Consider the following 22,533-nt stretch of genomic DNA (forward strand, 5'->3'; position numbering starts at 1 on the left):
GGAAACTCACCGATCAGCGGGGACCTGCATGGCCGTGGCGTTGCTGGGGATCAAGGAGACCGCGCCGGGCGAACGGCGCGTGGCACTGACGCCGGAGACCGCGCGCAGGCTCGGGGCCTTGGGCATTGCCGTCTGGTATGAGGCGGGCGCGGGTTTGGCCGCTGGTTTCACCGACGCCGCCTATGACGACGCCGGTGCACGCGTCTTCGACGCGGGCCGCTGGGCCGAGATCGATATCCTGCTGTGCGTGCAGGCCCCCCTGCGGCGGTGCTGGAACAGCTCAAGCCCGGCGCCAGCGTGGTCGGCCTGCTGGCCCCGGCCAGCGATCCGGCGCTGGCCGCGCTGGCGGCCGATGGTCGCCTGCAGCTGTTCCCGCTGCAGCAGCTGCCGCGCACCACCCGTGCGCAGGCGATGGATGTACTCAGTTCGCAGGCCGGCATGGCCGGCTACAAGGCGGCGCTGATCGCCGCCGAACGCGCGCCGCGCTTCTTCCCGATGCTGACCACTGCGGCCGGCACCGTGCGGCCGGCCAAGGTGCTGGTGATCGGTGCCGGCGTGGCGGGCCTGCAGGCCATTGCCACTGCCCGGCGTCTTGGTGCGCAGGTGGAAGGCTTCGACGTGCGCCCGGAAACCCGCGAGCAGATCCAGTCGCTGGGCGCGCGCTTCCTCGACCTCGGGGTGAGCGCGGCGGGCGAGGGCGGTTACGCGCGCGCGTTGACCGATGAAGAGCGTGCCGAGCAGCAGCGCCGCCTGGCCGACCACCTGCGCAGTGTGGACGTGGTGATCTGCACGGCTGCGGTACCGGGCCGCCCGGCACCGACCATCGTGACCGCCGCGATGGTGGAAGGCATGGCCACCGGCAGCGTCATTGTTGATCTGGCGGCGGAAAGTGGCGGCAACTGCGCACTGACCCTGCCGGGGCAGTGCATCGAACACCAGGGCGTGACCATCGACGGTCCGCTGGGCCTGGCCAGCCGCGGCGCGACCCAGGCCAGCGAGATGTATGCACGGAACCTGCTCAACTTCGTTGCGCTGTTCGTGCGCGACGGGCAGCTCGGTTTCGATTGGGACGACGAACTGCTGGCGAAGACGCGCTGGCAGGCGTGAGTGATACGGGGTCAGATCCCTTTGCCTCTGGCAAAGGGATCTGACCCTGGTATCCCGAAGGCTTACCGTGGCTTCGCCGGCGGCGGGTTCTCCCGCACCCAGTCCTTGCGTTGCTCCGGCGTCATCTGCGACCAGCGCTCGCGCAGTGCGTCGCGCTGCGCGGGTGGCAGATCCCGCATCTGACCGAACAGGGCCCGGGCCTGCTCACGCTGTTCCGGGCTCATGTGCTCGAAGCGGCGCAGGCCGCGGCGGGCCTTGTCGCGTTCCTCCGGGCTCATCGATTGCCAGCGCTGGCCATGCGAGAGCATCCGCTGGCGCTGGCCGGCATCGGCGCTGTTCCAGCGGTCGCGCAGCGGCGCCAGCAAGGATTCCCGCTGCGCTTCACTCAACTGTTCCCAGGCCGGCAGCGGTGGGGCTGGCGCGGGGCGTGCGGCAGGGGCGGGCGCGGCGTTCTGCGCCAATACCGGGAAGGCCGGCAGCAGCAACAGGGTCAACAGCAGCGGCAGGGTATGCAGTCGGGACATGGTTCACTCCATCGCCAGGTCGGTATCGCCCAGCCACAGGTACAGATCGGGATTTTCGTCGTACAGCACGCTGTTGTCTTCCATCGAGGCCAGCACCGGTGCCGGCACGGCGGGCGACAGGGGGCTGTGGCCGCTGAACTGCAGGCCGATCCCCAGCGCCACCACCAGAGAACAGGCGCTGGCCAGCCACCAGCGCCAGCGCCCGTGACGAGCCGCGCTGGCGCCGTGGCGGGCCTGGCGCAACTGTGCCAGCGTGGCCGGCGACAGCGCCTGCAGCGACTGCGCGTGCAGGTTGCGCAGCATGTCATCGGAGGGCAGGGAGCGGTTCACGGGTGGGTCTCCAGGTAGTCCTGCAGCGCCTGGCGGGCGCGTGCCAGATGGGTTTTTACCGCGCCTTCGCTGCAGCCCATGGCGCGGGCAGTGGTGGCTCCGTCCAGGTCCTGCAGCACCCGCAGGGTGAAGGCCTCGCGCTGGCGTGCGGGCAGGGTACGCAGGGCCTGCACCAGTTGCTGGTACTGCTGGCGCTGTTCGTGCGCCTGCGCCGGGTCCGGGCCGGGGTCGGCCCAGTCGATCCCGCCTCCGTCGGCGTCCTGGTTGTCGCGCCAGAACGGCAGGCGGAAACGGCGCCGGCGCTGCAGGTCGATCACGCGGCGGCGCAGGATGCTCCAGAACAGGGGCGCCCATTCGGCTGCCGGCTTGTCGGCGTAGTCCAGCATGCGCATCAGCGCGTCCTGAACCGCGTCCATGGCGTCTTCGCGCTGGCGCAGGCCGGCCTCGGCGAAACGGAACGCGCGCGGGCCGACGCTGGCCAGGAACGCCTCCAGCGATGCTGGCAGGGCATCGGTGTCGGCGCTCGGGGGGACGGGGCTGCTCACCAGCACAGGGTACGGTTCCTCGCTCGGGGTCACCATCGACAACGCGTGAGCGTCACCGCGGTTGACGCCGGGTGCGCGCCGGGTTCAGCCCGTGGTTATGATGGGCCGACGAAGACAGAGCGGGAGCGTTGCCAGTGAGTGACGGGTTCGTAGCGCTGTACATCTTCATGCTGGCGGCCATCGCCGGCCACGTGATCATTTCGCGGGTGCCGGTGATCCTGCATACCCCGCTGATGTCGGGTTCCAACTTCATCCACGGCATCGTGCTGATCGGCGCGATGGTGGTGCTGGGGCACGCGCAGACGCCGCTGGAGAAGGCGCTGGGCTTCCTTGCCGTGGTGCTCGGCGCCGGCAACGCCGCCGGTGGCTACGTGGTCACCGCGCGCATGCTGGAGATGTTCAAGCCGAGCGCGCCCAAGGGCGGCAGGGACGAACCGAAGGAGCCACAGGCTTGAACATCAGCACCGTCGAACTGCTCGACTGGCTGGTCAAGGCCAGCTACCTCGTCGCCGCCACGCTGTTCCTGCTGGGCCTGCAGCGCATGGCTTCGCCGCTGACCGCGCGCAGCGGCATCCGCTGGGCCGGGCTGGGCATGCTGCTGGCCACGGTGGCGACCTTCTTCCTGCCTGAACTGCACAACGTACCGCTGATCCTGGTGGCACTGCTGCTGGGCGCGGGCCTGGCCTGGTGGTCGGCCGGCAAGGTGGCCATCACCGACATGCCGCAGATGGTGGCGCTGTACAACGGCATGGGCGGTGGCTCGGCGGCGGCGATCGGTGCGGTGGAACTGCTGCGCTATGCCTTCCTGGCCCACCGCGATACCAGCCATTGGAGCGAGCAGGCGCTGGCCGACCTGGCCGCGCGCCAGCCGTCGGGCACGGTGCTGCTGCTGGCGGTGGTCGGCGCGGCGATCGGTGCGGTCTCGCTGTCCGGTTCGGTGATCGCCTGGGCCAAGCTGGATGGACGCCTGGACAAGCGGGTGACCTGGCCGGGCCAGCAGGTGATGAACCTGCTGGTGGCGCTGGCGGTGGTGGTACTGGCGATCATCGCGGCCAGCACGCTCAGCACCTCGGCAATCGTCGCCTTCTTCGTGCTGGCGCTGGCACTGGGCGTGCTGATGACGTTGCCGATCGGTGGCGCCGACATGCCGGTGGTGATCTCGCTGTACAACGCATTCACCGGCCTGGCGGTGTCCTTCGAAGGTTATGTGCTGGGCAATGAGGCGCTGATCATCGCCGGCATGATGGTCGGCGCGGCCGGCATCCTGCTGACCCGGTTGATGGCCAAGGCGATGAACCGGCCGATCCGTAACGTGCTGTTCTCCAACTTCGGCGGCGGTGCCGGAGGCGAGGCACAGGCGATCACCGGCGCGCAGAAGCCCATCGAAGCGTCGGACGTCGCGGCGATGATGGCCTTTGCCGAGCGCGTGGTGATCGTGCCCGGCTACGGCATGGCGGTGGCACAGGCCCAGCACAAGATCTGGGAACTGGCGCAGCGGCTGGGCCAGCGCGGCGTGAAAGTGAAGTTCGCGATCCACCCGGTGGCCGGGCGCATGCCCGGGCACATGAACGTGCTGCTGGCCGAGGCCGGCGTGCCCTACGACCTGATCGCCGACATGGACGACATCAACCCCGAATTCGCCAATACCGATGTGGTGCTGGTGATCGGTGCCAACGACGTGGTCAATCCGGTGGCGCGGACCGACCCAGCCAGCCCGATCTACGGCATGCCGGTGCTGGACGTGGTCAACGCGCGCAACGTGGTGGTGATCAAGCGTGGCAAGGGCACCGGTTTTGCCGGCATCGAGAATGCGCTGTTCTACGCCGACAACACCCGCATGCTCTATGGCGACGGCGCCGAAGCGGCGGCCTCGCTGGTGAGCGAACTGAAGGCGCTCGACGGCGGGCATTGAGGACGGGGGTCGGATCCCTTTCCGCAGGAAAGGGCTCTGACCCCTTTGCCGGCCAGCGGCCGGCACTACCGAATCCACGGATCTCTACGCGCTCAGCGCGCCAGCCAGGCACCTACGGCCACGGCCACGGCCAGCCACAGCCATTCCACCGCGCCATTGGCCAGGCTGATCAGGGTCCAGGCCAGGTGCGGGCCCATCCGCGTGGTGGCATCCCACAGGTCCAGGCCGATCGAGCCGCCCATCCAGGCGCTGGCGATGGCCCAGTTGGCCACGGCGGCCACCAGCAGGGTGCCGAGCACGACCAGGGCGACGCGCAGCCGGCCTGGGCCCAGCGTGCCCAGGCGCAGCATGAACACCAGTTCCAGGGCGGCCAGCACCGCCATCCAGCCGACCTGCCGGCCGGTCATCAGCGCCAGGACCATCCAGGCGAGGGGAGCGACAAACAGGCCCAGCAGCAGCATGAGGGGCCAGAGCCAGGTCACGGTCCTGGCACGCGCGGCATTGGAGGACATCGAAGCTCCCAGAAGATCACCCACAGGATACTGTGGTTTGCCGCAGTGCACCGGCGGTGCGCGGGCGGCTGGGCTAGAATGCCGTCTTGCGTGGCCTCAGCCACGGCCCCATATCGGTCCCCATGTATTCCCGTAGCAGCGAACCTGTCCACTTCGAACGCGATTGCGAGGCCGTGATGGTCCCGCAGGGCGATACCGTGACCCTGCCTGCCGGCAGCTATGGGTACATCACCCAGGCGCTGGGCGGCAGTTATTCGGTGTTCGTCGAGGGCAACCTGTTCCGCATCGCCGGCAAGGACGGCGATGCCATCGGCAAGGAGGCACCGGCGCCGCTCGAGCTGCCGGCCGACGCCACCGATGAACAGGTGGAGCAGCTGGTGTGGCAGCAGCTGCGCACCTGCTTCGATCCGGAAATTCCGGTCAACATCGTGGAACTGGGCCTGGTCTATGAAGTCGAGATCAAGCACCTGGATGAGGGCAAGCGCGAGATCGACGTGAAGATGACCCTGACCGCCCCGGGCTGCGGCATGGGCGAGATCCTGGTCGACGACGTGCGCAGCAAGCTTGAAATGATCCCGACGGTGGCCGAGGCCGACGTCGACCTGGTGTTCGACCCGCCGTGGAACCAGCACATGATGTCCGAGGCGGCCCGGCTAGAGACCGGCATGCTTTGACCCAAGGCCCGCAGTGACGCGGGCCCGGCACTACCCGCAACCAGAACAGGAATCCTCCGGTGTCCCAGTCCATCCCCAGCTTCGCCGTCACCCGTTCGGACCACCCGCGCAGCGCTGAAGAGCGCGCCAAGATCCTGGAGAAGCCGGGCTTCGGCCTGCACTTCACCGATCACATGGTGGAAGTGCGCTGGGACAAGGATGCCGGCTGGCACAATGCCAATGTGCGCGCCTACGGCCCGCTGCAGCTGGACCCGGCCGCCGCAGTGCTGCATTACGGCCAGGAAATCTTCGAAGGCATCAAGGCCTACCGCCACGCCGACGGTTCGATCTGGACCTTCCGCCCGGATGCCAACGGCCGTCGCCTGCAGCGTTCGGCGCAGCGCCTGGCGTTGCCGGAACTGCCGGTGGAGATCTTCGTCGAATCGCTGAAGCAGCTGATCGCCGTCGACAGTGACTGGGTGCCTTCGGCCGATGAGTCGAGCCTGTATTTCCGTCCGTTCATGATCGGCGACGAGGCCTTCCTCGGCGTGCGCGGCGCGCACAAGGCCGGCTACTACGTCATCGCCAGCCCGGCCGGCCCGTACTTCGCCAAGGGCGTTGCCCCGGTGTCGATCTGGCTGTCCACCGAGTACGCGCGTGCGGCCAAGGGCGGCACCGGTGCTGCCAAGTGCGGTGGCAACTACGCCGCCTCGCTGCTCCCGCAGCAGAAGGCGCAGGCACAGGGCTGCTCGCAGGTGCTGTTCCTCGACCCGGTCGAAGGCAAGTACCTGGAAGAACTGGGCGGCATGAACGTGTTCCTGGTCTACAAGGACGGCACGCTGGTCACCCCGGAACTGTCGGGCAGCATCCTCGAGGGCATCACCCGCGAGAGCATCCTGCAGCTGGCCCGCGACCGTGGCATGAAGGTCGAAGAGCGCAAGGTCAGCATCGACGAGTGGAAGGACGGCGTCACCTCCGGTGCGATCAGCGAAGTGTTTGCCTGTGGCACCGCCGCGGTGGTCACCCCGATCGGCCAGCTGAAGGGCGAGGGCTTCTCGGTGGGCGACATCAACGCGCCGGCCGGCGAAGTCACCATGTCGCTGCGCAAGGAACTGACCGATATCCAGTATGGCCGCCTGCCGGACCGCCACAACTGGCTGGTCAAGCTGGGCTGATCGCCCACATCGAATCGTAGAGCCGAGCCCGCGCCCGGCTGCGCTTCTGGAAAGCCCGTCCCCGCGACGGGCTTTCTGCGTTTCAGGCCAAGGGTCAGATCCCTTTCCGCGTGAAATGGGATCTGACCCCGGATCGGTGGACGCCGATGTCGGCAAAGTCATTCCAGGACACGTGACGACCCAGTCAGGTCTGTGCAGGGCACGAGAAAGTTCCTTCACCTTCACAAACCTTCGACCCGAAAAGTCTCAGAACGAACATTTCATCTTGCTGAAAAGACGCTGAAAATCTTGTGGTGTCCGGTTTCGGCCATTAGCGTCATCTGCACGGCGGATCGTTAGGGGGATCCGCTGACTCGCCGGACTTCGAACCTCGCCAACGCAAGCCAGCCCAGGGTTCGGGCCGGTGCTTCTGCCGATTCCGGCATTCACACCACAAGAAAGGGAAATACGATGTCCCAGGTAACGCAACCGCGTGTGCGTCGAGTGTGGGTGGTCCTTGGTGCGTCCGTTCTGTCATCGCTGCTGCTGGCCACGCCTGCGCTGGCCGGTGACGTCCAGCTCAGCGGCCTGCAGTCCGCGCCGACGCACCAGCGCTTCATCGTGAAGTACCGCGACGGCAGTGCGCCGGTGGCCAACACCACCGCACTGGCCTCTTCGCTGAAGAGTGCCGCCGCCGGCCTGGCCAGCAGCCAGGGCCGCGCGCTGGGCCTGCAGGAGGTCCGCAAGCTGGCCGTTGGCCCGACCCTGGTCAGGACCGATCGGCCGCTTGACCAGGCCGAATCCGAGCTGCTGATGCGCAAGCTCGCCGCCGACCCGAACGTGGAATACGTCGAAGTCGACCAGATCATGCGTGCGACGCTGACCCCGAATGACACCCGCTTCAGCGAGCAGTGGGGCTTCGGTACCTCCAACGCGTCGATCAACGTGCAGCCGGCCTGGGACAAGGCTACCGGCACCGGCGTGGTGGTGGCCGTGATCGATACCGGCATCACCAACCATCCCGATCTCAACGCCAACATCCTGCCTGGCTATGACTTCATCAGCGATGCCGCGATGGCGCGCGATGGCGGTGGCCGCGACAACAACCCGAATGACGAGGGCGACTGGTACGGCGCCAACGAGTGCGGCTCGGGCATCCCGGCCTCCAACTCCAGCTGGCACGGTACCCACGTCGCCGGCACTGTGGCGGCGGTGACCAACAACAGCACCGGCGTGGCCGGTACTGCGTTCAATGCCAAGGTCGTCCCGGTGCGCGTGCTGGGCAAGTGCGGCGGTTACACCTCCGACATCGCCGACGCGATCGTGTGGGCCTCTGGCGGCACCGTCAGTGGTGTGCCGGCCAACGCCAATCCGGCCGAAGTCATCAACATGTCGCTGGGTGGTGGCGGCAGCTGCTCCACCACCTACCAGAACGCCATCAACGGCGCGGTCAGCCGTGGCACCACCGTGGTGGTCGCCGCCGGCAACAGCAACACCAACGTGTCCTCGTCGGTGCCGGCCAACTGCCCGAACGTGATTGCCGTGGCGGCCACAACCTCGGCCGGTGCGCGTGCCAGCTTCTCCAACTACGGCACCGGCATCGACATCTCAGCACCGGGCCAGAGCATCCTGTCCACCCTCAACACCGGCACCACCACGCCTGGCAGCGCCAGCTACGCGTCGTACAACGGCACCTCGATGGCGGCGCCGCACGTGGCCGGCGTGGTTGCGCTGATGCAGTCGGTCGCGCCAAGCCCGCTGAGCCCGGCGCAGGTCGAAAGCATCATCAAGAGCACTGCACGCCCGCTGCCGGGCGCCTGCTCGGGTGGCTGCGGCGCCGGCATCGTCGACGCCAACGCGGCCGTGGCTGCGGCGATCAACGGCGGTGGCAACCCGAACCCGGGTGGCAACGTGCTGCAGAACAACGTGCCGGTGACCGGCCTGGGCGCCGCAACCGGTGCCGAGCTGAACTACACCGTCGCCGTTCCGGCCGGTAGCAGCCAGCTACGCGTGACGATCAGTGGCGGCAGCGGCGATGCCGACCTGTACGTGCGCCAGGGCAGTGCCCCGACCGATACCAGCTACACCTGCCGTCCGTACCTGAGTGGCAACAGCGAGACCTGCACCATCAACAGCCCTGCCGCCGGCACATGGTATGTGCGGGTGAAGGCCTACAGCACCTTCTCGGGCGTGACCCTCAACGCCCAGTACTGAGCCCAAGTCCCTCTCCAAGGGCACGCCCTGGCTTCGGCCGGGGCGTTTTCGCTTCTGCAGAGCCGAGTCCATGCTCGGCTGCTCCGGCTGCCGACCGTTGTGCCACGCTGGCACGCGGTTGCCGAGCATGGCCCGGCACTACAAGGACAGTGCTCTGGCAGGTGCCGACCTTGGTCGGCACGCGGTTCCTCAGACCGACTCGAAGCGGTTCGCAGCCACGTTCTTGCGCACGTGCTGCGGGTCGAAGATCCGCCCGTTCATCGCGATGTACACGCCGCTCGGCAGCGACTGCACCGCACCGATCGCGCAGCCGATGTTGAACTCGGCATCCGAGCCGCGGAAGCGTGCCGGGCTCAGTGCGCCGGTCATCACGATGGTCTTGTCGGGGATCGTCGCCAGCACCTTGCCGGTGTGCACCATCGAGTCGGTGCCGTGGGTCACCAGGACGTGCCGGGTCGGCTGCGCGGCGATGGTGGCGCGGATCAGTTCGCGGTCCTCATCGTTGATGTGCAGTGAATCCTTGCGCAGGATCGGAATCACGTTGAAGCGGAACGTCACGCCCAGCTCGCGCAGGATCATGCCGATCTGCGGATCGCCGATCTGGTAGTCCGACTTGTCGTCGAAGTAGATCTTGTCGATCGTGCCACCGGTGGTGACGACCAGGAGCTCTTCCATCATGTGCATGCGCGAAACCAGGACAGGTACTGCGGCGCGGGGCCAGGAATGCAGATGATACGACCCAGCGGGCGCAGCGTCAGCGTTGCTTGCCGAAGCGGGCGCGCAGGCCGGGCAGGCTGGCGCTGAAGATCACCAGGAGGGCCAGCGCGATCTCGATCAGCGCCAGCCAGCGCGTTTCCGGGTGGCTCCAGGCGCTCATCACGCCGTGGCTGAACCAGCCCAGCGCCAGTACCGAGGCCCAGAATCCGGCCTTGCGCCAGCCCAGGCGCACGGCGATGGCCAGCGCCAGCGGCGGCGCGGTGAACACCAGCTGGGTCGCCAGCCAGTGCTTGTCATTGATGAACCAGCCCGCGAACAGCGCGGCCAGCCCCATCAGGGCCAGCAGCAGGACCGTGCGCGGCGCGGCGCTCATCGGGCCAACCGCTGCGCGATGCCGGCCACCCGGCGCCCCAGCGCGCGCGCCAGCACGGCTTCGTCGTCGGTCGGCTGCGGGTCGTCGGCGGCACCGGCTACGTGGCTGGCGCCATAGGGTGTGCCGCCACTGGTGGTATGGCTCAGCGCCGGTTCGGTGAACGGGATGCCGACGATCACGCAGCCATGGTGCAGCAGCGGCACCTGCATCGACAGCAGGGTCGATTCCTGGCCGCCATGCATGGATGCGGTGGACGTGAACACGCCGGCCGGCTTGCCGGACAGGGTGCCATTGACCCATTCGGCGCCCAGCCCGTCCAGGAAATGCTTCACCGGCGCGGCCATGTTGCCGAAGCGGGTCGGGCTGCCGAGCAGCAGGCCCTGGCATTCGACCAGGTCCTGCACGCTTACATAGGGGGCGCCATCTTCGGGTACCGGCGGCTGCGCGGTCTGGGTCACTGCGGCCACCGGCGGCACCGTGCGCAGGCGCGCGGTCATGCCCGGCACTTCGCCGATGCCCCGCGCGATCTGGCGCGCCAGCCGTGCCACCGAACCGCCCCGGCTGTAATACAGCACCAGAATCTCGCCCATCGTGCCCGCTTCTCCTCGTCGTGTGGCCACCAGTATGGCTATCCTGCGAGCATTCCGCATCGGGTACCCTTCCACCGATGGAACCTTTGGATACGCTCAACCTGTGGATGGAGCGCGCGCGGGATCGCGCACGGGCCATCAGTTTCGGCCGCTTCCTGTGGCATCGCTTCCTCGACGACCGCCTGTTCCAGGCAGCGGCGGCGCTGGCGTACACCACGGTGTTCGCGCTGGTGCCGCTGGCCATCGTGGTATTCGGCGTGCTCTCGGCCTTTCCCGTTTTCGACCGCTGGAGCGATCAGCTCAGCGACTACGTGTTCTCCAACTTCGTGCCCTCCGCGGCGCGCGCGGCCGAGGGTTACCTGCGGCAGTTTTCGGCCAGTGCCGGCCAGCTGACGGCCGCCGGCTTCATCGCACTGGTCGCCTCACTGCTGATCACGCTCAACAGCGTGGAAGAGACCTTCAACCAGATCTGGCGGGTCGGCTCGAGCCGGCCCAAGCTGACCCGCTTCCTGGTCTACTGGACCGTGCTGACCCTGGGCGCGATGCTTGCCGCCGCATCGCTGGCAGTATCGGCGAGGGTGTTCGCGATGCCGTTGTTCGGTACCCAGGAGGGCCGTTGGTTGGCCGAACTGGCGCTGCGGCTGGCACCGATCCTGATCGAGTTCGTCTGCATCACGCTGATGTTCCGCGTGGTGCCGCACCACACGGTGAAATGGCGGCATGCCGTGCCCGGCGCGATCCTGGCGGCGGTCATCCTTGAACTGGTGAAGTGGGGCATCGGCGCGTATCTGGGCAGCTTCCAGTCCTATCAGAAGCTGTATGGCACGGTCGCCTTCGTGCCGATCCTGCTGCTGTGGATCTACCTGTGCTGGGTGGCGGTGCTGCTGGGTGCGTCGCTGGCCTCCTCGATGGCCGCCTTCCGCTACCAGCCGGTCGAGCTGCGCCTGCCGCAGGGGTACGAGTTCTATGGGCTGCTGCGCCTGCTTGGCCGCTTCCAGCATGCACGGGCCAAGGGCAAAGGCCTGGCCGATGACGAGATCCTGCGGCTGGAGCCGATGCTGACCGATTCACTGCTGCAGGACCTGATCTGCAACCTGCAGGAGATCGACCTGCTGCGCCGCGATGAGCGCGGCGAGTGGCTGCTGTCACGCGACCTGGACCAGGTCAGCCTGGCCGATCTGTACGAATGCACCCAGCTGCGCATCCCAGTAGCCGAGCAGCACCTCCCGTACCGCGACGACAGCCTGGGCCGTGCCGCCTTGGCGGCGCTGGATGACCTGCGACTGCCCCTGCGCGAACGCCTGAAGCGCAAGGTCAGTGATATCTATACCGACTCTGGAGACACCCCATGACCCGCAAGACGTCGTTGCCGCTGCTGCTCCCGTTGACCCTGCTGCTGGCCCTGGCGGCCTGCAAACCGGCCCAGGAGCCGGCACCGGCCAGCAGCCAGCCACCGGCGCAGGCACCGACGCCGAGCACGCCGGCACCGGTCGAGGAAACCCCGGCCGAGCGCACCACCGCCGAGTTCCCGACGCTGAAGATGAAGGCGGTGGATGGCAGCGACTACGACCTGGCCGCGCATCGCGGCAAGTGGGTGGTGGTGAACTTCTGGGCCACTTGGTGCGCGCCGTGCCGCAAGGAAATGCCCGAGCTGTCGGCCCTGCATGCGATGCGTAGCAACATCGAAGTGGTCGGCTTGGCTTACGAGGACATCGAAGTGCCGGAGATGCAGTCGTTCCTGGCCAAGCATCCGGTGACCTATCCGATCGTGATCGTGGACCCGTTCGATCCGCCGGCCGACTTCGCCACGCCGCGTGGCCTGCCGCTGACGCATCTGGTGGACCCGCAGGGCAAGCTGGCGCACACGTTCCTTGGCCCGGTGACCGCCGCCGACATCGAGAAGCAGATCGCGGCTGCCAAGTAGTGGGTTTGTCGGCAGGGCCTGCGGCCCTGCACCCGCGGTAGTGCCGGCCGCTGGCCGGCAGCAACAGCAACAGCCGAAGCAACAGCAACAGCGGGCTATCCGTGGGGTGGCGGGGCGGTGTCGGAGTGCGGGGACGCCGCAAGTACGTCCATGTAGGCTTGGCAGCCGCATCCATGCGGCTGACACCCCGCACTCCGACACCGCCCCACCTCTGACAGATTCCTCATGTCTGGTAGATCCACGCCATGCGTGGATGATTCTCCAGACAAATCGAATATTTCGAATTGAATTCGAAGAGCATCCACGCATGGTGTGGATCAACGACAGATCGCGGAAATCTGTCGAAGGCGGGGTGGGTCCGGGTGCGGGGCGTGAGCCGCATGGATGCGGCGACCGAGCTTACATGGACGTACTTGCAGCGCCCCCGCACCCGGACCCGCCCCGCCATCCCTCAGGAAGCCCGCCGTTGCTGTTGCTGTTGCCGTTGCTCTGGCTTCGGCAGGTGCAGGGCCGCAAGCCCTGCCGACCCACCCTATTCCTCGACCGGGAAATCCTCGATCGGCTTCAGCACATCGTAGTGCTCGCGATGCAGCTTGCCCTTCAGCTTCGGCAGCTCCGGCAACGGTGCGTCCACCCGCGTGTCCGGCAACCGGTCCAGCAGGTTGCGCACCAGCGTCAGCCGCCCCAGCCGCTGGTCGTTGAAGTCCACCAGCGTCCACGGCGCCGCCTCGCGATGCGTCGCGCGCAGCATCGCCTCGCGTGCCTCGGTGTACGCGCTGTACTTGCTGCGCGATTTCAGGTCGACCGGTGAGAGCTTCCAGCCCTTCAGCGGATCGAGATGGCGTTCGGCGAAGCGCTTTTCCTGTTGCTCCTGGTCCACGCACAACCAGTACTTGAACAGCAGGATGCCGTCGTCCACCAGCAGCTGTTCGAACACCGGCGCCTGGCGCAGGAACTGCTGGTACTCGGTTTCGCTGCAATAGCCCATCACCCGTTCAACACCGGCGCGGTTGTACCAGCTGCGGTCCATCAGCACGATCTCGCCGGCGGCGGGAAGATGCGCGGCGTAACGCTGGAAGTACCACTGCGTGGCTTCACGGTCGGTGGGCTTGGGCAGCGCCACCACCCGGCATTGGCGCGGGTTGAGATGCTGGCTGATGGCCTGGATCGCGCCGCCCTTGCCGGCTGTATCGCGGCCTTCGAACAGCACCAGCAGGCGTTGCCCGCTGTACTGCACCCAGCGCGCCATTGCAGTCAGTTCCAGCTGCAGCGGCAGCAGCAGTTCGTCGTAGTCCTTGCGCTTGAGCTTGGCCATCGTCACACCACGCGGGGAGGAAGCCGGAGCGTAGCGCACGGGTTGCTCAGGGGTGTCGACGCCCTGCCAGCCCTGCTCGCCCGCCAGCGTCTGCAGCAGGGCGGAAAGGTCATGGGCAAAACCTGCCATGTCGAATACACCACTGTCTTCGCGTGCCTGCGCCAGTTCGGCACGCAACGCTGCCAGCGCCACCGGGTCGTTGCCCAGCGCGCTGGCGGTGGCGATGAACGCCGCATCGTCGGCAACGTTCATCCGCGAGAGACCCAGATGATGGTTGAGGCTGCCGGCCACGCGCGCGGCGAAGGTATCGCCCGGGCAGGTCAGCACCGGGCAGCCGGCCCACAGCGCATCGGAGGCTGTGGTGTGCGCGTTGTACGGATGCGTGTCGAGGAACAGGTCGGCCAGCTGATAGCGGGCCAGGTACTGCGGATGCGGCAGCTTGGCCATGAACACCAGGCGCGCCGGGTCCAGGGCTGCGGCCTGTGCGGCCGCACGTAGGCGGGCGTCGGCCTTGCCGGGCCCGGACAGCAGCCACAGCACGCTGCCGGGCACGGCCTGCAGCACCGCGAAGGCGCGGCCCATGCTGCGCGGGTTGAGCTTGTAGCTGTTGTTGAAGCAGCAGAACACCACGCCGTGTTCGGGCAGCCCGCACTCGGCGCGGGACGGTGCCGGTTCCAGTACGCGGGTGTTGTCCGAGGGTTGGAAGGCACGTGGCAGGCGCAGGACGCGTTCGCTGAAGTGAGGTTCCAGCGATGCCGGCAGCACGAATTCGTCGGCGACCACGGCATCCAGCCAGCGCGCACCTGATGTGCCGGGGTAGGCCAGCCAGTTCAGCTGCAACGGGGCCGGGCGCATGGCCAGCACTTCGGGCGTGCCGCCGCCCCCCCAGCCGCGCAGGTCGAACAGCAGGTCGATGCCCTGTGCACGGATGCGGGCCGCGATGTCGGCATGCCGCAGTGCGGCCACGTCATGCAGGCGGGCCGCAGCCTGCAGGCGTTCGCGGATGCGGCTGCCATCGGCGCGGTTCAGCGCGAACAGGTGCAGCTGCAGCGCCGGGTCATGGCGCAGGTGTTCGAGCAGGGCCACGGTCAGCAGCCCGGTGGGATGGGCGCCGAAGCCATTGGAGAGGAAGCCGACGCGCAACGCGCCGTGCTCGCGAACCTTCACTGCAGGAAGGGGGCGCACCGCCGACGCAACGACCGCGGCGCGTGTGCGCGCACAGGCCAACTGCTCCGCAGCGCCTACGTCTTCACTGAGGAAGGCGAAGGGTTCCACTGCACCCTGCCCGGAAGCGAGCGCGGCACGTACCTGCGCAGCCAGCGTGTCCACGTCCTGCCAGTCACACAGGCGGCGCTGCCAGGCCAGGCGCTGGGCCGCGATGTAGGGTTCGCCCGGCATCAGCGCGTGCGCGCGGCGATAGGCCGCTGCTGCGCCTTCGGCATCATCGGCATCTTCCAGCGCATGGCCCAGCCACAGCGCGATGCCCGGGTGCTGCGGGGCCAATGCCGAGGCCTGGCCGAGCAGCTTCGCCGCGTCGGTGTGCGCGCCGGCCATCCACGCCACGCGGCCCAGCCGCGCCAGCGCTTCGGGTGGTTCGGGCGCAGTTGCAGGGCGTGTCGTGCGGCCTGCTCGCCGGCAGCGATGTCGCCGGCTTCCAGTTCCAGGTCGGCCAGCATCACCCAGGCGACGAAGTCGCCGGGCTGGCGTGCGATCGCCTGCTGCAGGTGCTGCCGCTGCTTCCAGGCCGTCATCGTGCTCAGCCCGCCGACAGCTGGGCCAGGGCGTCGACCTGGTGTTCGTGGCTGAGCCGCTGCAGCAGCGGGTCGAGGTCACCGGCCAGGATGTTGGGCAGGTCGTACAACGTCAGGCCTTCCACGCGGTGGTCGGTGATCCGGCCCTGCGGGAAGTTGTAGGTGCGGATGCGCTGGCTGCGATCGCCGCTGCCGACCTGCAGGCGCCGCGATTCGGCCTGTGCCGCGTCCTGGCGCTGGCGCTCGGCATCGAGCAGCTGCGCCTTCAGGCGCTTCATCGCCTTGTCGCGGTTGGCGTGCTGGCTGCGCTCGGTCTGGCACTCCACCACCACGCCGGTTGGCACATGGGTGATGCGGATCGCGGACTCGGTCTTGTTGACGTGCTGGCCACCGGCGCCGGACGAGCGGAACGTATCCACCTTCAGGTCGGCCGGGTTGATGACGATGTCATCGACTTCGTCGGCCTCGGGAATGATCGCCACGGTCGCCGCCGAGGTATGGATGCGGCCCTGCGATTCGGTGGCCGGCACGCGCTGCACGCGGTGCGTGCCCGATTCGAACTTCAGGCGCGAGAACGCACCCCGGCCGACCACACGTGCCACCACTTCCTTGTAGCCGCCATGCTCGCCGGGGTTGTCCGATTCGATCTCGACCTTCCAGCCCTGGCGTTCGGCATAGCGGGCGTACATGCGGAACAGGTCGCCGGCGAAGATCGCGGCTTCGTCGCCGCCGGTGCCGGCGCGTACTTCAAGGAACAGGTTGCCTTCGTCGCGCGGATCGCGTGGCACCAGCAACAGGGCCAGTTCCTGTTCCAGCTCCTGCAGGCGCGCCTGGGCGGCGGCGATTTCCTCGTCGGCCAGCTCGCGCAGGTCGGGGTCGGCGCGCATGCCTTCGGCGGCCGCCAGGTCGGCCTTGGCACGGGCTTCATCGGCCAGTGCAGTGGCGACCGGTTCAAGTTGGGCGAATTCGCGCGAAAGGTCGCGGAAACGGGTGTTGTCGGCGACCACATCGGGTTCGGCGAGCAGGCGTTCCAGTTCTTCGCGGCGCTCGGCCAGCGCTTCCAGCTTACGGCGCAGGGTCGGCGTCATCGGGTCTCACGGGTGGGTGGCGGTAGCCCGGCGTGGCCGGGAACAGGCGCTCGGCGGCGCGGGTCAGGTCGGCATCGCCACTCAGCGCGGCGGCGCGCAGTGCGGCGGTCGGCGGGTGCAGCAGGCGGTTGGTCAGGCCGTGGGCCAGCAGTTCCAGCACTTCGTCGGCGGGCTTGCCGTTGGCCAGCTGCTGGCGTGCGCGCTCCAGCAACTCGGCGCGGGTGGCCTCGCCGAACGCACGCAGCTGCCGCAAAGGCGCCTGATGGGCACTGGCCTGCTGGGTCTCGACGTAACGCGATACCTGCAGGTCGATGATCGCCTCGGCTTCGGCGGCGGCCTCGCGGCGGCCACGACGGTTGTCTTCCACCGCGCGTTCCAGATCATCGACGGTGTAGAGGAAGGCATCGTTGAGCGTGCCGACCTCGGCTTCGATGTCGCGCGGAACGGCCAGGTCGAACAGCAGCATCGGCTTGTGCCGGCGTGCACGCAGGGCCTTGGCCACCATCTCGCGATGGATCACCGGCTCGCGCGCGGCGGTGGCCGAGAACACCACGTCGGCCTCGCCCAGGTGGCGGTCCAGTTCGGTCAGCGGCAGGGCCACGCCGCCATGGCGGCTGGCCAGTTCCTGCGCGTGGGCCAGGGTGCGGTTGGCGATCAGCAGCCGCCGCACCTTGCCTTCGCTCAGGTGCCGTGCAGCCAGCTCGATGGTCTCGCCGGCCCCGACCAGCAGCGCGGTGGAGTCGTCCAGCCGGGCGAACGCGTTCTGCGCCAGGCGCACCGCGGCCGACGCCACCGATACCGGGTTGGCACCGACCTGGGTATCGGTGCGCGCCCGCTTGGCCACCGAGAAGGTCTGCTGGAACAGGCGGTCCAGGCGCTGGCCGAGCAGGCCATGGTCGCGCGCGGTCGACCAGGCGTCCTTCACCTGGCCGAGGATCTGCGGTTCGCCCAGCACCATCGAGTCCAGCCCGGTGGCGACCCGGAACAGGTGGCGCACGGCCTCGGCATCGGCATGCTGGTACAGATAGCCCTGCAGGTCGCCGGCCTGGCTGCGCAGCCACTGGTCCAGCGCCTGTGCCGACTCGGCCACGGCGTACAGCTCGGTGCGGTTGCAGGTCGACAACAGGACCGCCTCGGCGATCTGCGGGGTATCGCGCAGCGAGCCCAGCGCACGCGGCAACGCCTCACCGGCGAAGGCCGCGCGCTCGCGCAGCTCTACCGGTGCGGTCTGGTGATTCAGTCCGAGCACCCACAGGGTCATTGTTCAGTTGCTTGCGATAAGCTGCTGGCCATTGGACGACATTTTAAGGCCCCGATGCCGACGATGCCCGCATTGATTCGCATCCCCAGTGTTCTGCTGCTGTCCCTGGCCTGCGCCCAGGCCCTGGCGGCGGTGCCGGCCAAGGTCCCCGTGCGGGCCGCGGCCACCGGGGAACTGGCGCTGGAGCCGGTGATGGCCGGTGAGTTCGCCCTGCAGGCCGGCAAGCTGGCCGAGGCCGCGCGCTGGTACCTGCAGGCCGCGCAGCAGACCGACGGCGACGCTGGCCTGGCCGAGCGCGCGACCCGTATCTCCATGCTTGCCAATGATGACGCCAGCGCCGCCAAGGGCCTGGCCCTGTGGCAGCAGCGCGCCCCGCGTTCGTTGACCATGCGCAGCGCCGCCGGTGCGCTGGCCATGCGCCAGGGCGATGTGAAGGCCGCCCGCACTGAATTGCAGGCGCTGCTGGCCGACCCCGACGAGCGCGGCTGGAAGTTCGCCCTGGCCGCGCTGATCGGCGGTGGCCGCGACCCGGCGGTGCCGGCGCAGGTGCTCGGCGAGCTGGTCGATGCCAATGCGATTCCGCCGAAGATCGAGGCCTGGCAGGAGTTCGGCCGCCTCGCCCTGCGCATGGACAAGCCCGACCTGGCGCGGCGCATGATCGATGAAGTGGTCAGGCGCTTCCCCGAAGAACCGCGCGTAGCGTTGCTGCGTGCCAGCCAGCTGCAGCAGGCCGGCGAGACCGACAAGGCCTTGTCGCTGCTGCACGACGTCGAGCCGAAGACACGGCAGGACCCCGAGCTGCGCAATGCGGTGGCCATCGCCTACGACAGCCTGGGGCAACCGGCTGCGGCCGAGCGCGTACTGGCATTCGGCCCGCAGGATGTGCAGACCTGGGGCATGCGCGCTTCACTGTTGGCCAAGCAGGGCGACAAGGCGGCGCTGTCCAACCTCTACAACGAACTGTCGCGGCAGGCGGCCAAGCCGGACCCCGCGCAGCGCCTGTTGCTGGGCAAGATCGCCGAATACCTGAAGCGCTATCCCGAGGCGGTGCAGTGGTACCACAGTGTGCCCGGCGGTGATGAGCTGAGCGAGGCGCGCCTGCGTGCGGCCAACGCCCAGGCCCTGGCCGGACGGCTGCCGCAGGCACTGGATGAGGTGCACGCGATCCAGTCCGACGCGGTGGTCGATGATGATGTGCGCCGTGACGCGTATCTGCTGGAGGCCGAGCTGCGCCAGCGCGGCGATGACAGTGCTGGCGAGCTGGATGCGCTGGCCCGCGGCCTGGCCGCCTACCCGGATGACAATGGCCTGCTGTACGCCCGCGCGCTCACCTGGGAGCGTCGTGACGATATTCCGCGCGCCGAGGCCGACCTGCGCAAGATCCTGGTGACCGACCCGGAAAACGTGCCGGCCCTGAATGCCTTGGGCTACACCCTGGCTGACCGTACCGGGCGCCTGCAGGAGGCGCTGGAGCTGATCGACCGCGCCCGCGTCGCCGAGCCGGACAACGCCGCCATCGTCGACAGCTATGGCTGGGTGCTGTATCGCCTGGGCCGCAAGGACGAAGCGCTGGTGCAGCTGCGCCGGGCCTGGACCCTGGCCAAGGACCCGGAGATCGCCGCCCATGTCGGCGAGGTGCTGTGGGTGCTGGGCAAGCATGACGAGGCCCGCCACTTCTTCGACGAAGCGGCCAAGCTCGACCCTGAAAACCGCGCGCTGCTGCGCGCCCGCGAGAAATTCAATCCATGAGTGTTTCCCTGATCCGGCCGCTGCTGTTGGCGGCTGCGACCCTGGCGGTGACCGCCTGTACCAGCGTGGGCACGCAGAAGACCCCCCACCGGCGGTGGTCGAGACGGTCTCGGCCGAAGCGGCGCAGGCCGAAGCGGCGCGCGTGGCCGCCCTGCATGCACAACCGGACTGGGCCTTCCAGGGCCGGGTCGCGGTCAGCAAGGGCAAGGACGGCGGCAGCGGTCGCATCGAATGGAAGCAGCAAGGCCGCCGCTACGTGGTGGAGTTGAGCGCGCCGGTGACCCGGCAGAGCTGGAAGCTGACCGGTGACACCCATTCCGAAGCTGGCCGCCTGGAAGGACTGGCAGGCGGTCCGCGCGACGGCGAGGACGCCCAGCAGCTGTTGCTGGAAGCGACCGGCTGGGACATTCCGGTCAACCAGTTGCCGGAGTGGATCCGTGGCCTGGTGGCCGGCGACGCCGCCGGCCCCGAGACGGTCGAACGCGACGGCGAAGGCCGGCCCCGCCGCATGCAGCAGATGGGCTGGCAGGTACAGTACCTGGACTGGTACCCGGCCGACGCCGGACGGCCGGCGCTGCCGCGCCGGATCGAGGCCAGCAACGGTGACGCCAAGGTGCGCCTGCTGGTGGACGAGTGGGGGCAGGGCACGCCATGAGCGGGGCAGTCGACGACGCGGGCTGGTCCTGGTGGCCGGCCCCGGCCAAGCTGAACCTGTTCCTGCACATTACCGGCCGCCGGGCCGACGGCTACCACGAACTGCAGACCGTGTTCCGCCTGCTGGACTGGGGGGACCGCATCGGCCTGCGCCTGCGTGAAGACGGCCAGGTGCGCCGGCAGGGCGAGGGCCTGGCCGGCGTGGCCGAGGCCGATGATCTGGCGGTGCGCGCCGCGCGTCTGCTTCAGGAAGCGGCGAAGGTTGCGCAAGGTGCTGACATCATCGTCGAAAAGCACGTTCCTGCCGGTGGTGGATTTGGCGGCGGTTCGTCCGACGCGGCCACCGTACTGGTGGTACTGAACCGGCTCTGGCATGCCGGCCTGGATGAAGATGCCCTGGCCGCGCTGGGCCTGCGCCTGGGCGCCGACGTGCCGGTGTTCGTGCGCGGCCGCAACGCCTGGGCCGAAGGGGTGGGCGAGCGCCTGCAGCCGATCACGCTGGCGCCGGCCTGGTATGTGGTGGTCGAACCGGGCGTTCATGTTCCCACGCCGGCCCTGTTTGCAGACCCGGATTTGACGCGCGACAGCCCAGTGGCGAAAATAGAGGACTTCGCTTCCGGGACCCTGGTCGGGAACGCGTTCGAGCCGGTGCTGCGCCGCCGTGAGCCTGCCGTCGAGGCAGCGCTTGCCGCGTTGAGCGACATCGGCACGGCGCGGCTGACCGGTTCGGGAAGTGGTTGTTTCGTCGAATTCGCGTCGCAGTCTGCTGCAGAGCAGGGACGGTCGAAATTGCCGAAGGAGTTGCGGGCAAGGGTGGCAGCGGGCGTTGCGCGTTCGCCACTGCTGGATGCACTCGAGCAACACTGATTTATCAATGCAGGGGCGTCGCCAAGAGGCCCAAGGCACCAGGTTTTGATCCTGGCATTCGTAGGTTCGAATCCTACCGCCCCTGCCAATAGCGGCTGTGTCCGCGCCTTCCAGCGCATCGCCCGCGCGGGACGTGGAAACAACCGCGGTGTTGTCAGCAGCAAGGGTCCATCCGGGTCCTTGCCGCCCCCGGATCCCCGCCACTCGTCCCCGCCCGAGACAATCATGATGCAAGAGTCCCCGAACCTGCTGGTCTTTTCCGGCAACGCCAACAAACGTCTGGCGCAGAACATCTGCAAGGAACTGGGGGTTCGCCCGGGCAAGGCGCTGGTCTCGCACTTCTCCGATGGTGAAGTGCAGGTGGAGATCGAAGAGAACGTCCGCAAGCAGGACGTGTTCGTGATCCAGCCGACCTGCGCGCCGAGCGCGGAAAACCTGATGGAACTGCTGGTGCTGATCGACGCGCTCAAGCGCGCATCGGTGGCCAGCGTGACCGCCGTGGTGCCGTACTTCGGCTACTCGCGCCAGGATCGCCGCATGCGCTCCTCGCGCGTGCCGATCACCGCCAAGCTGGCGGCCAAGATGTTCAGCACCGCGGGCGCTGATCGCGTGCTGACCGTCGACCTGCACGCCGACCAGATCCAGGGCTTCTTCGATATTCCGGTGGACAACGTGTATGCGTCCCCGCTGCTGCTGGCCGACATCTGGCGCGCCTACGGCACCGAGAACCTGATCGTCGTCTCGCCGGACGTGGGCGGCGTGGTCCGCGCCCGTGCGGTGGCCAAGCGCCTGGATGACGCCGACCTGGCGATCATCGACAAGCGCCGCCCGCGCGCCAACGTCTCCACCGTGATGAACATCATCGGCGACGTCGAAGGCAAGACCTGCGTCATGGTCGATGACATCGTCGATACCGCCGGCACTCTGTGCGCCGCTGCCGCTGCCCTGAAGGCGCGCGGTGCGCTCAAGGTCGCCGCCTACTGCACCCACGCGGTGCTGTCGGGCCCGGCGGTGGACAACATCACCAATTCCCAGCTCGACGAACTGGTGGTGACCGACACCATCCCGCTGAAGGACGCCGCGCGGGTGTGCAGCAAGATCCGCCAGCTGAGCGTGGCGGAGATGCTGGCCGAAACGATGCGCCGCATCGCCTTCGGCGAGTCGGTCAGCTCGCTGTACGTCGACTGAGTTTTTCGTCCCTGCCGACAGCGGCGGGGACATACCCCGGGTGCTTCTGGTCGCGGAAGCATCTTCAACCGCCACGCCGAAAGGCGAGGCAACAACCTGAGTAGT

The 22,533-nt window shown here is 68.2% G+C and carries 20 protein-coding genes, 1 tRNA gene and 3 pseudogenes; 13 read left to right on the forward strand and 11 right to left on the reverse strand.

What is annotated here, in order from left to right; translation table 11 throughout:
• Nucleotides 1-28 precede the first annotated feature (28 nt).
• A pseudogene (locus DL544_RS03590) lies at nucleotides 29-1,107 on the forward strand (NAD(P) transhydrogenase subunit alpha).
• Between the two features lie 62 nt (nucleotides 1,108-1,169).
• Here DL544_RS03590 and DL544_RS03595 read toward each other — a convergent pair.
• From DL544_RS03595 to DL544_RS03605, 3 genes are read right to left on the reverse strand one after another with little or no spacing between them, the layout of a single operon-like run.
• Complete coding sequence (locus DL544_RS03595) at nucleotides 1,170-1,631, reverse strand: DUF3106 domain-containing protein (RefSeq protein ID WP_053500492.1); 462 nt, start codon at nucleotides 1,629-1,631, stop codon at nucleotides 1,170-1,172.
• A 3-nt stretch (nucleotides 1,632-1,634) separates the two neighbouring features.
• Nucleotides 1,635-1,961: a hypothetical protein gene (locus DL544_RS03600; protein ID WP_005415380.1), complete on the reverse strand. Its 327-nt coding sequence runs from the start codon at nucleotides 1,959-1,961 to the stop codon at nucleotides 1,635-1,637.
• On the reverse strand, nucleotides 1,958-2,542 hold the full coding sequence (locus DL544_RS03605) for an RNA polymerase sigma factor (protein WP_080104281.1): 585 nt from the start codon (nucleotides 2,540-2,542) through the stop codon (nucleotides 1,958-1,960). The genes DL544_RS03600 and DL544_RS03605 overlap by 4 nt, the downstream gene beginning before the upstream one ends.
• A 98-nt stretch (nucleotides 2,543-2,640) precedes the next feature.
• Here DL544_RS03605 and DL544_RS03610 point away from each other — a divergent pair, with 98 nt between their 5' ends.
• Both DL544_RS03610 and DL544_RS03615 read left to right on the forward strand, forming a co-directional pair.
• Nucleotides 2,641-2,961 carry an NAD(P) transhydrogenase subunit alpha part 2 gene (locus tag DL544_RS03610; protein ID WP_005415382.1) on the forward strand — a complete coding sequence of 107 codons (321 nt, stop codon included), beginning with the start codon at nucleotides 2,641-2,643 and terminating at the stop codon, nucleotides 2,959-2,961.
• Nucleotides 2,958-4,418, forward strand: coding sequence for an NAD(P)(+) transhydrogenase (Re/Si-specific) subunit beta (locus DL544_RS03615; RefSeq protein ID WP_139726756.1), 1,461 nt, complete (start codon nucleotides 2,958-2,960; stop codon nucleotides 4,416-4,418). The genes DL544_RS03610 and DL544_RS03615 overlap by 4 nt, the downstream gene beginning before the upstream one ends.
• A gap of 92 nt (nucleotides 4,419-4,510) precedes the next feature.
• On the opposite strand, the gene DL544_RS03620 is transcribed toward DL544_RS03615, so the two are convergent.
• Nucleotides 4,511-4,930, reverse strand: coding sequence for a membrane protein (locus tag DL544_RS03620; RefSeq protein ID WP_032953950.1), 420 nt, complete (start codon nucleotides 4,928-4,930; stop codon nucleotides 4,511-4,513).
• 122 nt (nucleotides 4,931-5,052) lie between these two features.
• Here DL544_RS03620 and sufT point away from each other — a divergent pair, with 122 nt between their 5' ends.
• The 3 genes from sufT (at nucleotide 5,053) to DL544_RS03635 (ending at nucleotide 8,951) form a co-directional block, all read left to right on the forward strand.
• Nucleotides 5,053-5,604 (forward strand): putative Fe-S cluster assembly protein SufT, encoded by a 552-nt coding sequence (sufT, locus tag DL544_RS03625; RefSeq protein ID WP_005415385.1) that lies wholly within the window; start codon nucleotides 5,053-5,055, stop codon nucleotides 5,602-5,604.
• 59 nt (nucleotides 5,605-5,663) lie between these two features.
• Nucleotides 5,664-6,758: a branched-chain amino acid aminotransferase gene (locus DL544_RS03630; RefSeq protein WP_065186352.1), complete on the forward strand. Its 1,095-nt coding sequence runs from the start codon at nucleotides 5,664-5,666 to the stop codon at nucleotides 6,756-6,758.
• Nucleotides 6,759-7,208: 450 nt separating this feature from the next.
• Nucleotides 7,209-8,951, forward strand: a complete 1,743-nt coding sequence (locus DL544_RS03635; RefSeq protein WP_053501047.1) for a S8 family peptidase — start codon at nucleotides 7,209-7,211, stop codon at nucleotides 8,949-8,951.
• Nucleotides 8,952-9,140: 189 nt separating this feature from the next.
• Here DL544_RS03635 and DL544_RS03640 read toward each other — a convergent pair whose 3' ends face one another.
• The 3 genes from DL544_RS03640 to wrbA all read right to left on the reverse strand — a co-directional run bounded on the left by DL544_RS03640 (nucleotide 9,141) and on the right by wrbA (nucleotide 10,631).
• The gene (locus tag DL544_RS03640; protein WP_053501049.1) at nucleotides 9,141-9,626 is read right to left on the reverse strand and encodes an asparaginase domain-containing protein; all 486 of its coding nucleotides are present in this window, start codon (nucleotides 9,624-9,626) and stop codon (nucleotides 9,141-9,143) included.
• Nucleotides 9,627-9,705: 79 nt separating this feature from the next.
• Nucleotides 9,706-10,041, reverse strand: coding sequence for a DUF2069 domain-containing protein (locus DL544_RS03645; protein ID WP_005415388.1), 336 nt, complete (start codon nucleotides 10,039-10,041; stop codon nucleotides 9,706-9,708).
• Nucleotides 10,038-10,631: an NAD(P)H:quinone oxidoreductase gene (gene wrbA, locus DL544_RS03650; protein WP_053501045.1), complete on the reverse strand. Its 594-nt coding sequence runs from the start codon at nucleotides 10,629-10,631 to the stop codon at nucleotides 10,038-10,040. The genes DL544_RS03645 and wrbA overlap by 4 nt, the downstream gene beginning before the upstream one ends.
• A gap of 77 nt (nucleotides 10,632-10,708) precedes the next feature.
• Between wrbA and DL544_RS03655 the strand changes: the two genes are divergently transcribed.
• Complete coding sequence (locus tag DL544_RS03655) at nucleotides 10,709-11,983, forward strand: YihY family inner membrane protein (RefSeq protein ID WP_005415390.1); 1,275 nt, start codon at nucleotides 10,709-10,711, stop codon at nucleotides 11,981-11,983.
• The gene (locus DL544_RS03660; protein ID WP_139726757.1) at nucleotides 11,980-12,555 is read left to right on the forward strand and encodes a TlpA family protein disulfide reductase; all 576 of its coding nucleotides are present in this window, start codon (nucleotides 11,980-11,982) and stop codon (nucleotides 12,553-12,555) included. Before DL544_RS03655 ends, DL544_RS03660 begins: the two co-directional genes overlap by 4 nt.
• Before the next feature lie 532 nt (nucleotides 12,556-13,087).
• Here the strand turns inward: DL544_RS03660 and ppk2 are convergent.
• The 4 genes and pseudogenes from ppk2 to hemA form a co-directional block, all read right to left on the reverse strand.
• Nucleotides 13,088-13,870 carry a polyphosphate kinase 2 gene (gene ppk2 / locus DL544_RS03670; protein WP_065178972.1) on the reverse strand — a complete coding sequence of 261 codons (783 nt, stop codon included), beginning with the start codon at nucleotides 13,868-13,870 and terminating at the stop codon, nucleotides 13,088-13,090.
• A 54-nt stretch (nucleotides 13,871-13,924) separates the two neighbouring features.
• Nucleotides 13,925-15,621: pseudogene (locus DL544_RS03675) on the reverse strand (O-linked N-acetylglucosamine transferase, SPINDLY family protein); the annotation flags it as partial.
• Nucleotides 15,622-15,626: 5 nt separating this feature from the next.
• Nucleotides 15,627-16,709, reverse strand: coding sequence for a peptide chain release factor 1 (gene prfA, locus DL544_RS03680; protein WP_014036080.1), 1,083 nt, complete (start codon nucleotides 16,707-16,709; stop codon nucleotides 15,627-15,629).
• Nucleotides 16,687-17,970, reverse strand: coding sequence for a glutamyl-tRNA reductase (gene hemA / locus DL544_RS03685; RefSeq protein ID WP_139726758.1), 1,284 nt, complete (start codon nucleotides 17,968-17,970; stop codon nucleotides 16,687-16,689). The genes prfA and hemA overlap by 23 nt, the downstream gene beginning before the upstream one ends.
• A 63-nt stretch (nucleotides 17,971-18,033) precedes the next feature.
• Between hemA and DL544_RS03690 the strand changes: the two genes are divergently transcribed.
• From DL544_RS03690 to DL544_RS03710, 5 genes and pseudogenes are all read left to right on the forward strand, one after another.
• A complete protein-coding gene (locus tag DL544_RS03690; protein ID WP_175421912.1) occupies nucleotides 18,034-19,719 on the forward strand; it encodes a tetratricopeptide repeat protein in 1,686 nt (561 codons plus the stop codon).
• Nucleotides 19,716-20,374 (forward strand): annotated as a pseudogene (gene lolB / locus DL544_RS03695) (lipoprotein insertase outer membrane protein LolB). The gene DL544_RS03690 and the pseudogene lolB overlap by 4 nt, the downstream one beginning before the upstream one ends.
• Nucleotides 20,371-21,240, forward strand: a complete 870-nt coding sequence (gene ispE, locus DL544_RS03700) for a 4-(cytidine 5'-diphospho)-2-C-methyl-D-erythritol kinase (RefSeq protein WP_065196902.1) — start codon at nucleotides 20,371-20,373, stop codon at nucleotides 21,238-21,240. Before lolB ends, ispE begins: the two are co-directional and overlap by 4 nt.
• An 11-nt stretch (nucleotides 21,241-21,251) precedes the next feature.
• Nucleotides 21,252-21,328 (forward strand) — tRNA-Gln (locus DL544_RS03705).
• 140 nt (nucleotides 21,329-21,468) lie between these two features.
• Entirely contained in the window at nucleotides 21,469-22,428 is a 960-nt protein-coding gene (locus DL544_RS03710; RefSeq protein WP_005415400.1) for a ribose-phosphate diphosphokinase, read from the forward strand.
• The last annotated feature ends 105 nt before the right edge of the window (nucleotides 22,429-22,533 follow it).

Source organism: Stenotrophomonas sp. pho, from assembly GCF_006228405.1.
Taxonomy (GTDB): Bacteria; Pseudomonadota; Gammaproteobacteria; order Xanthomonadales; family Xanthomonadaceae; genus Stenotrophomonas; species Stenotrophomonas sepilia.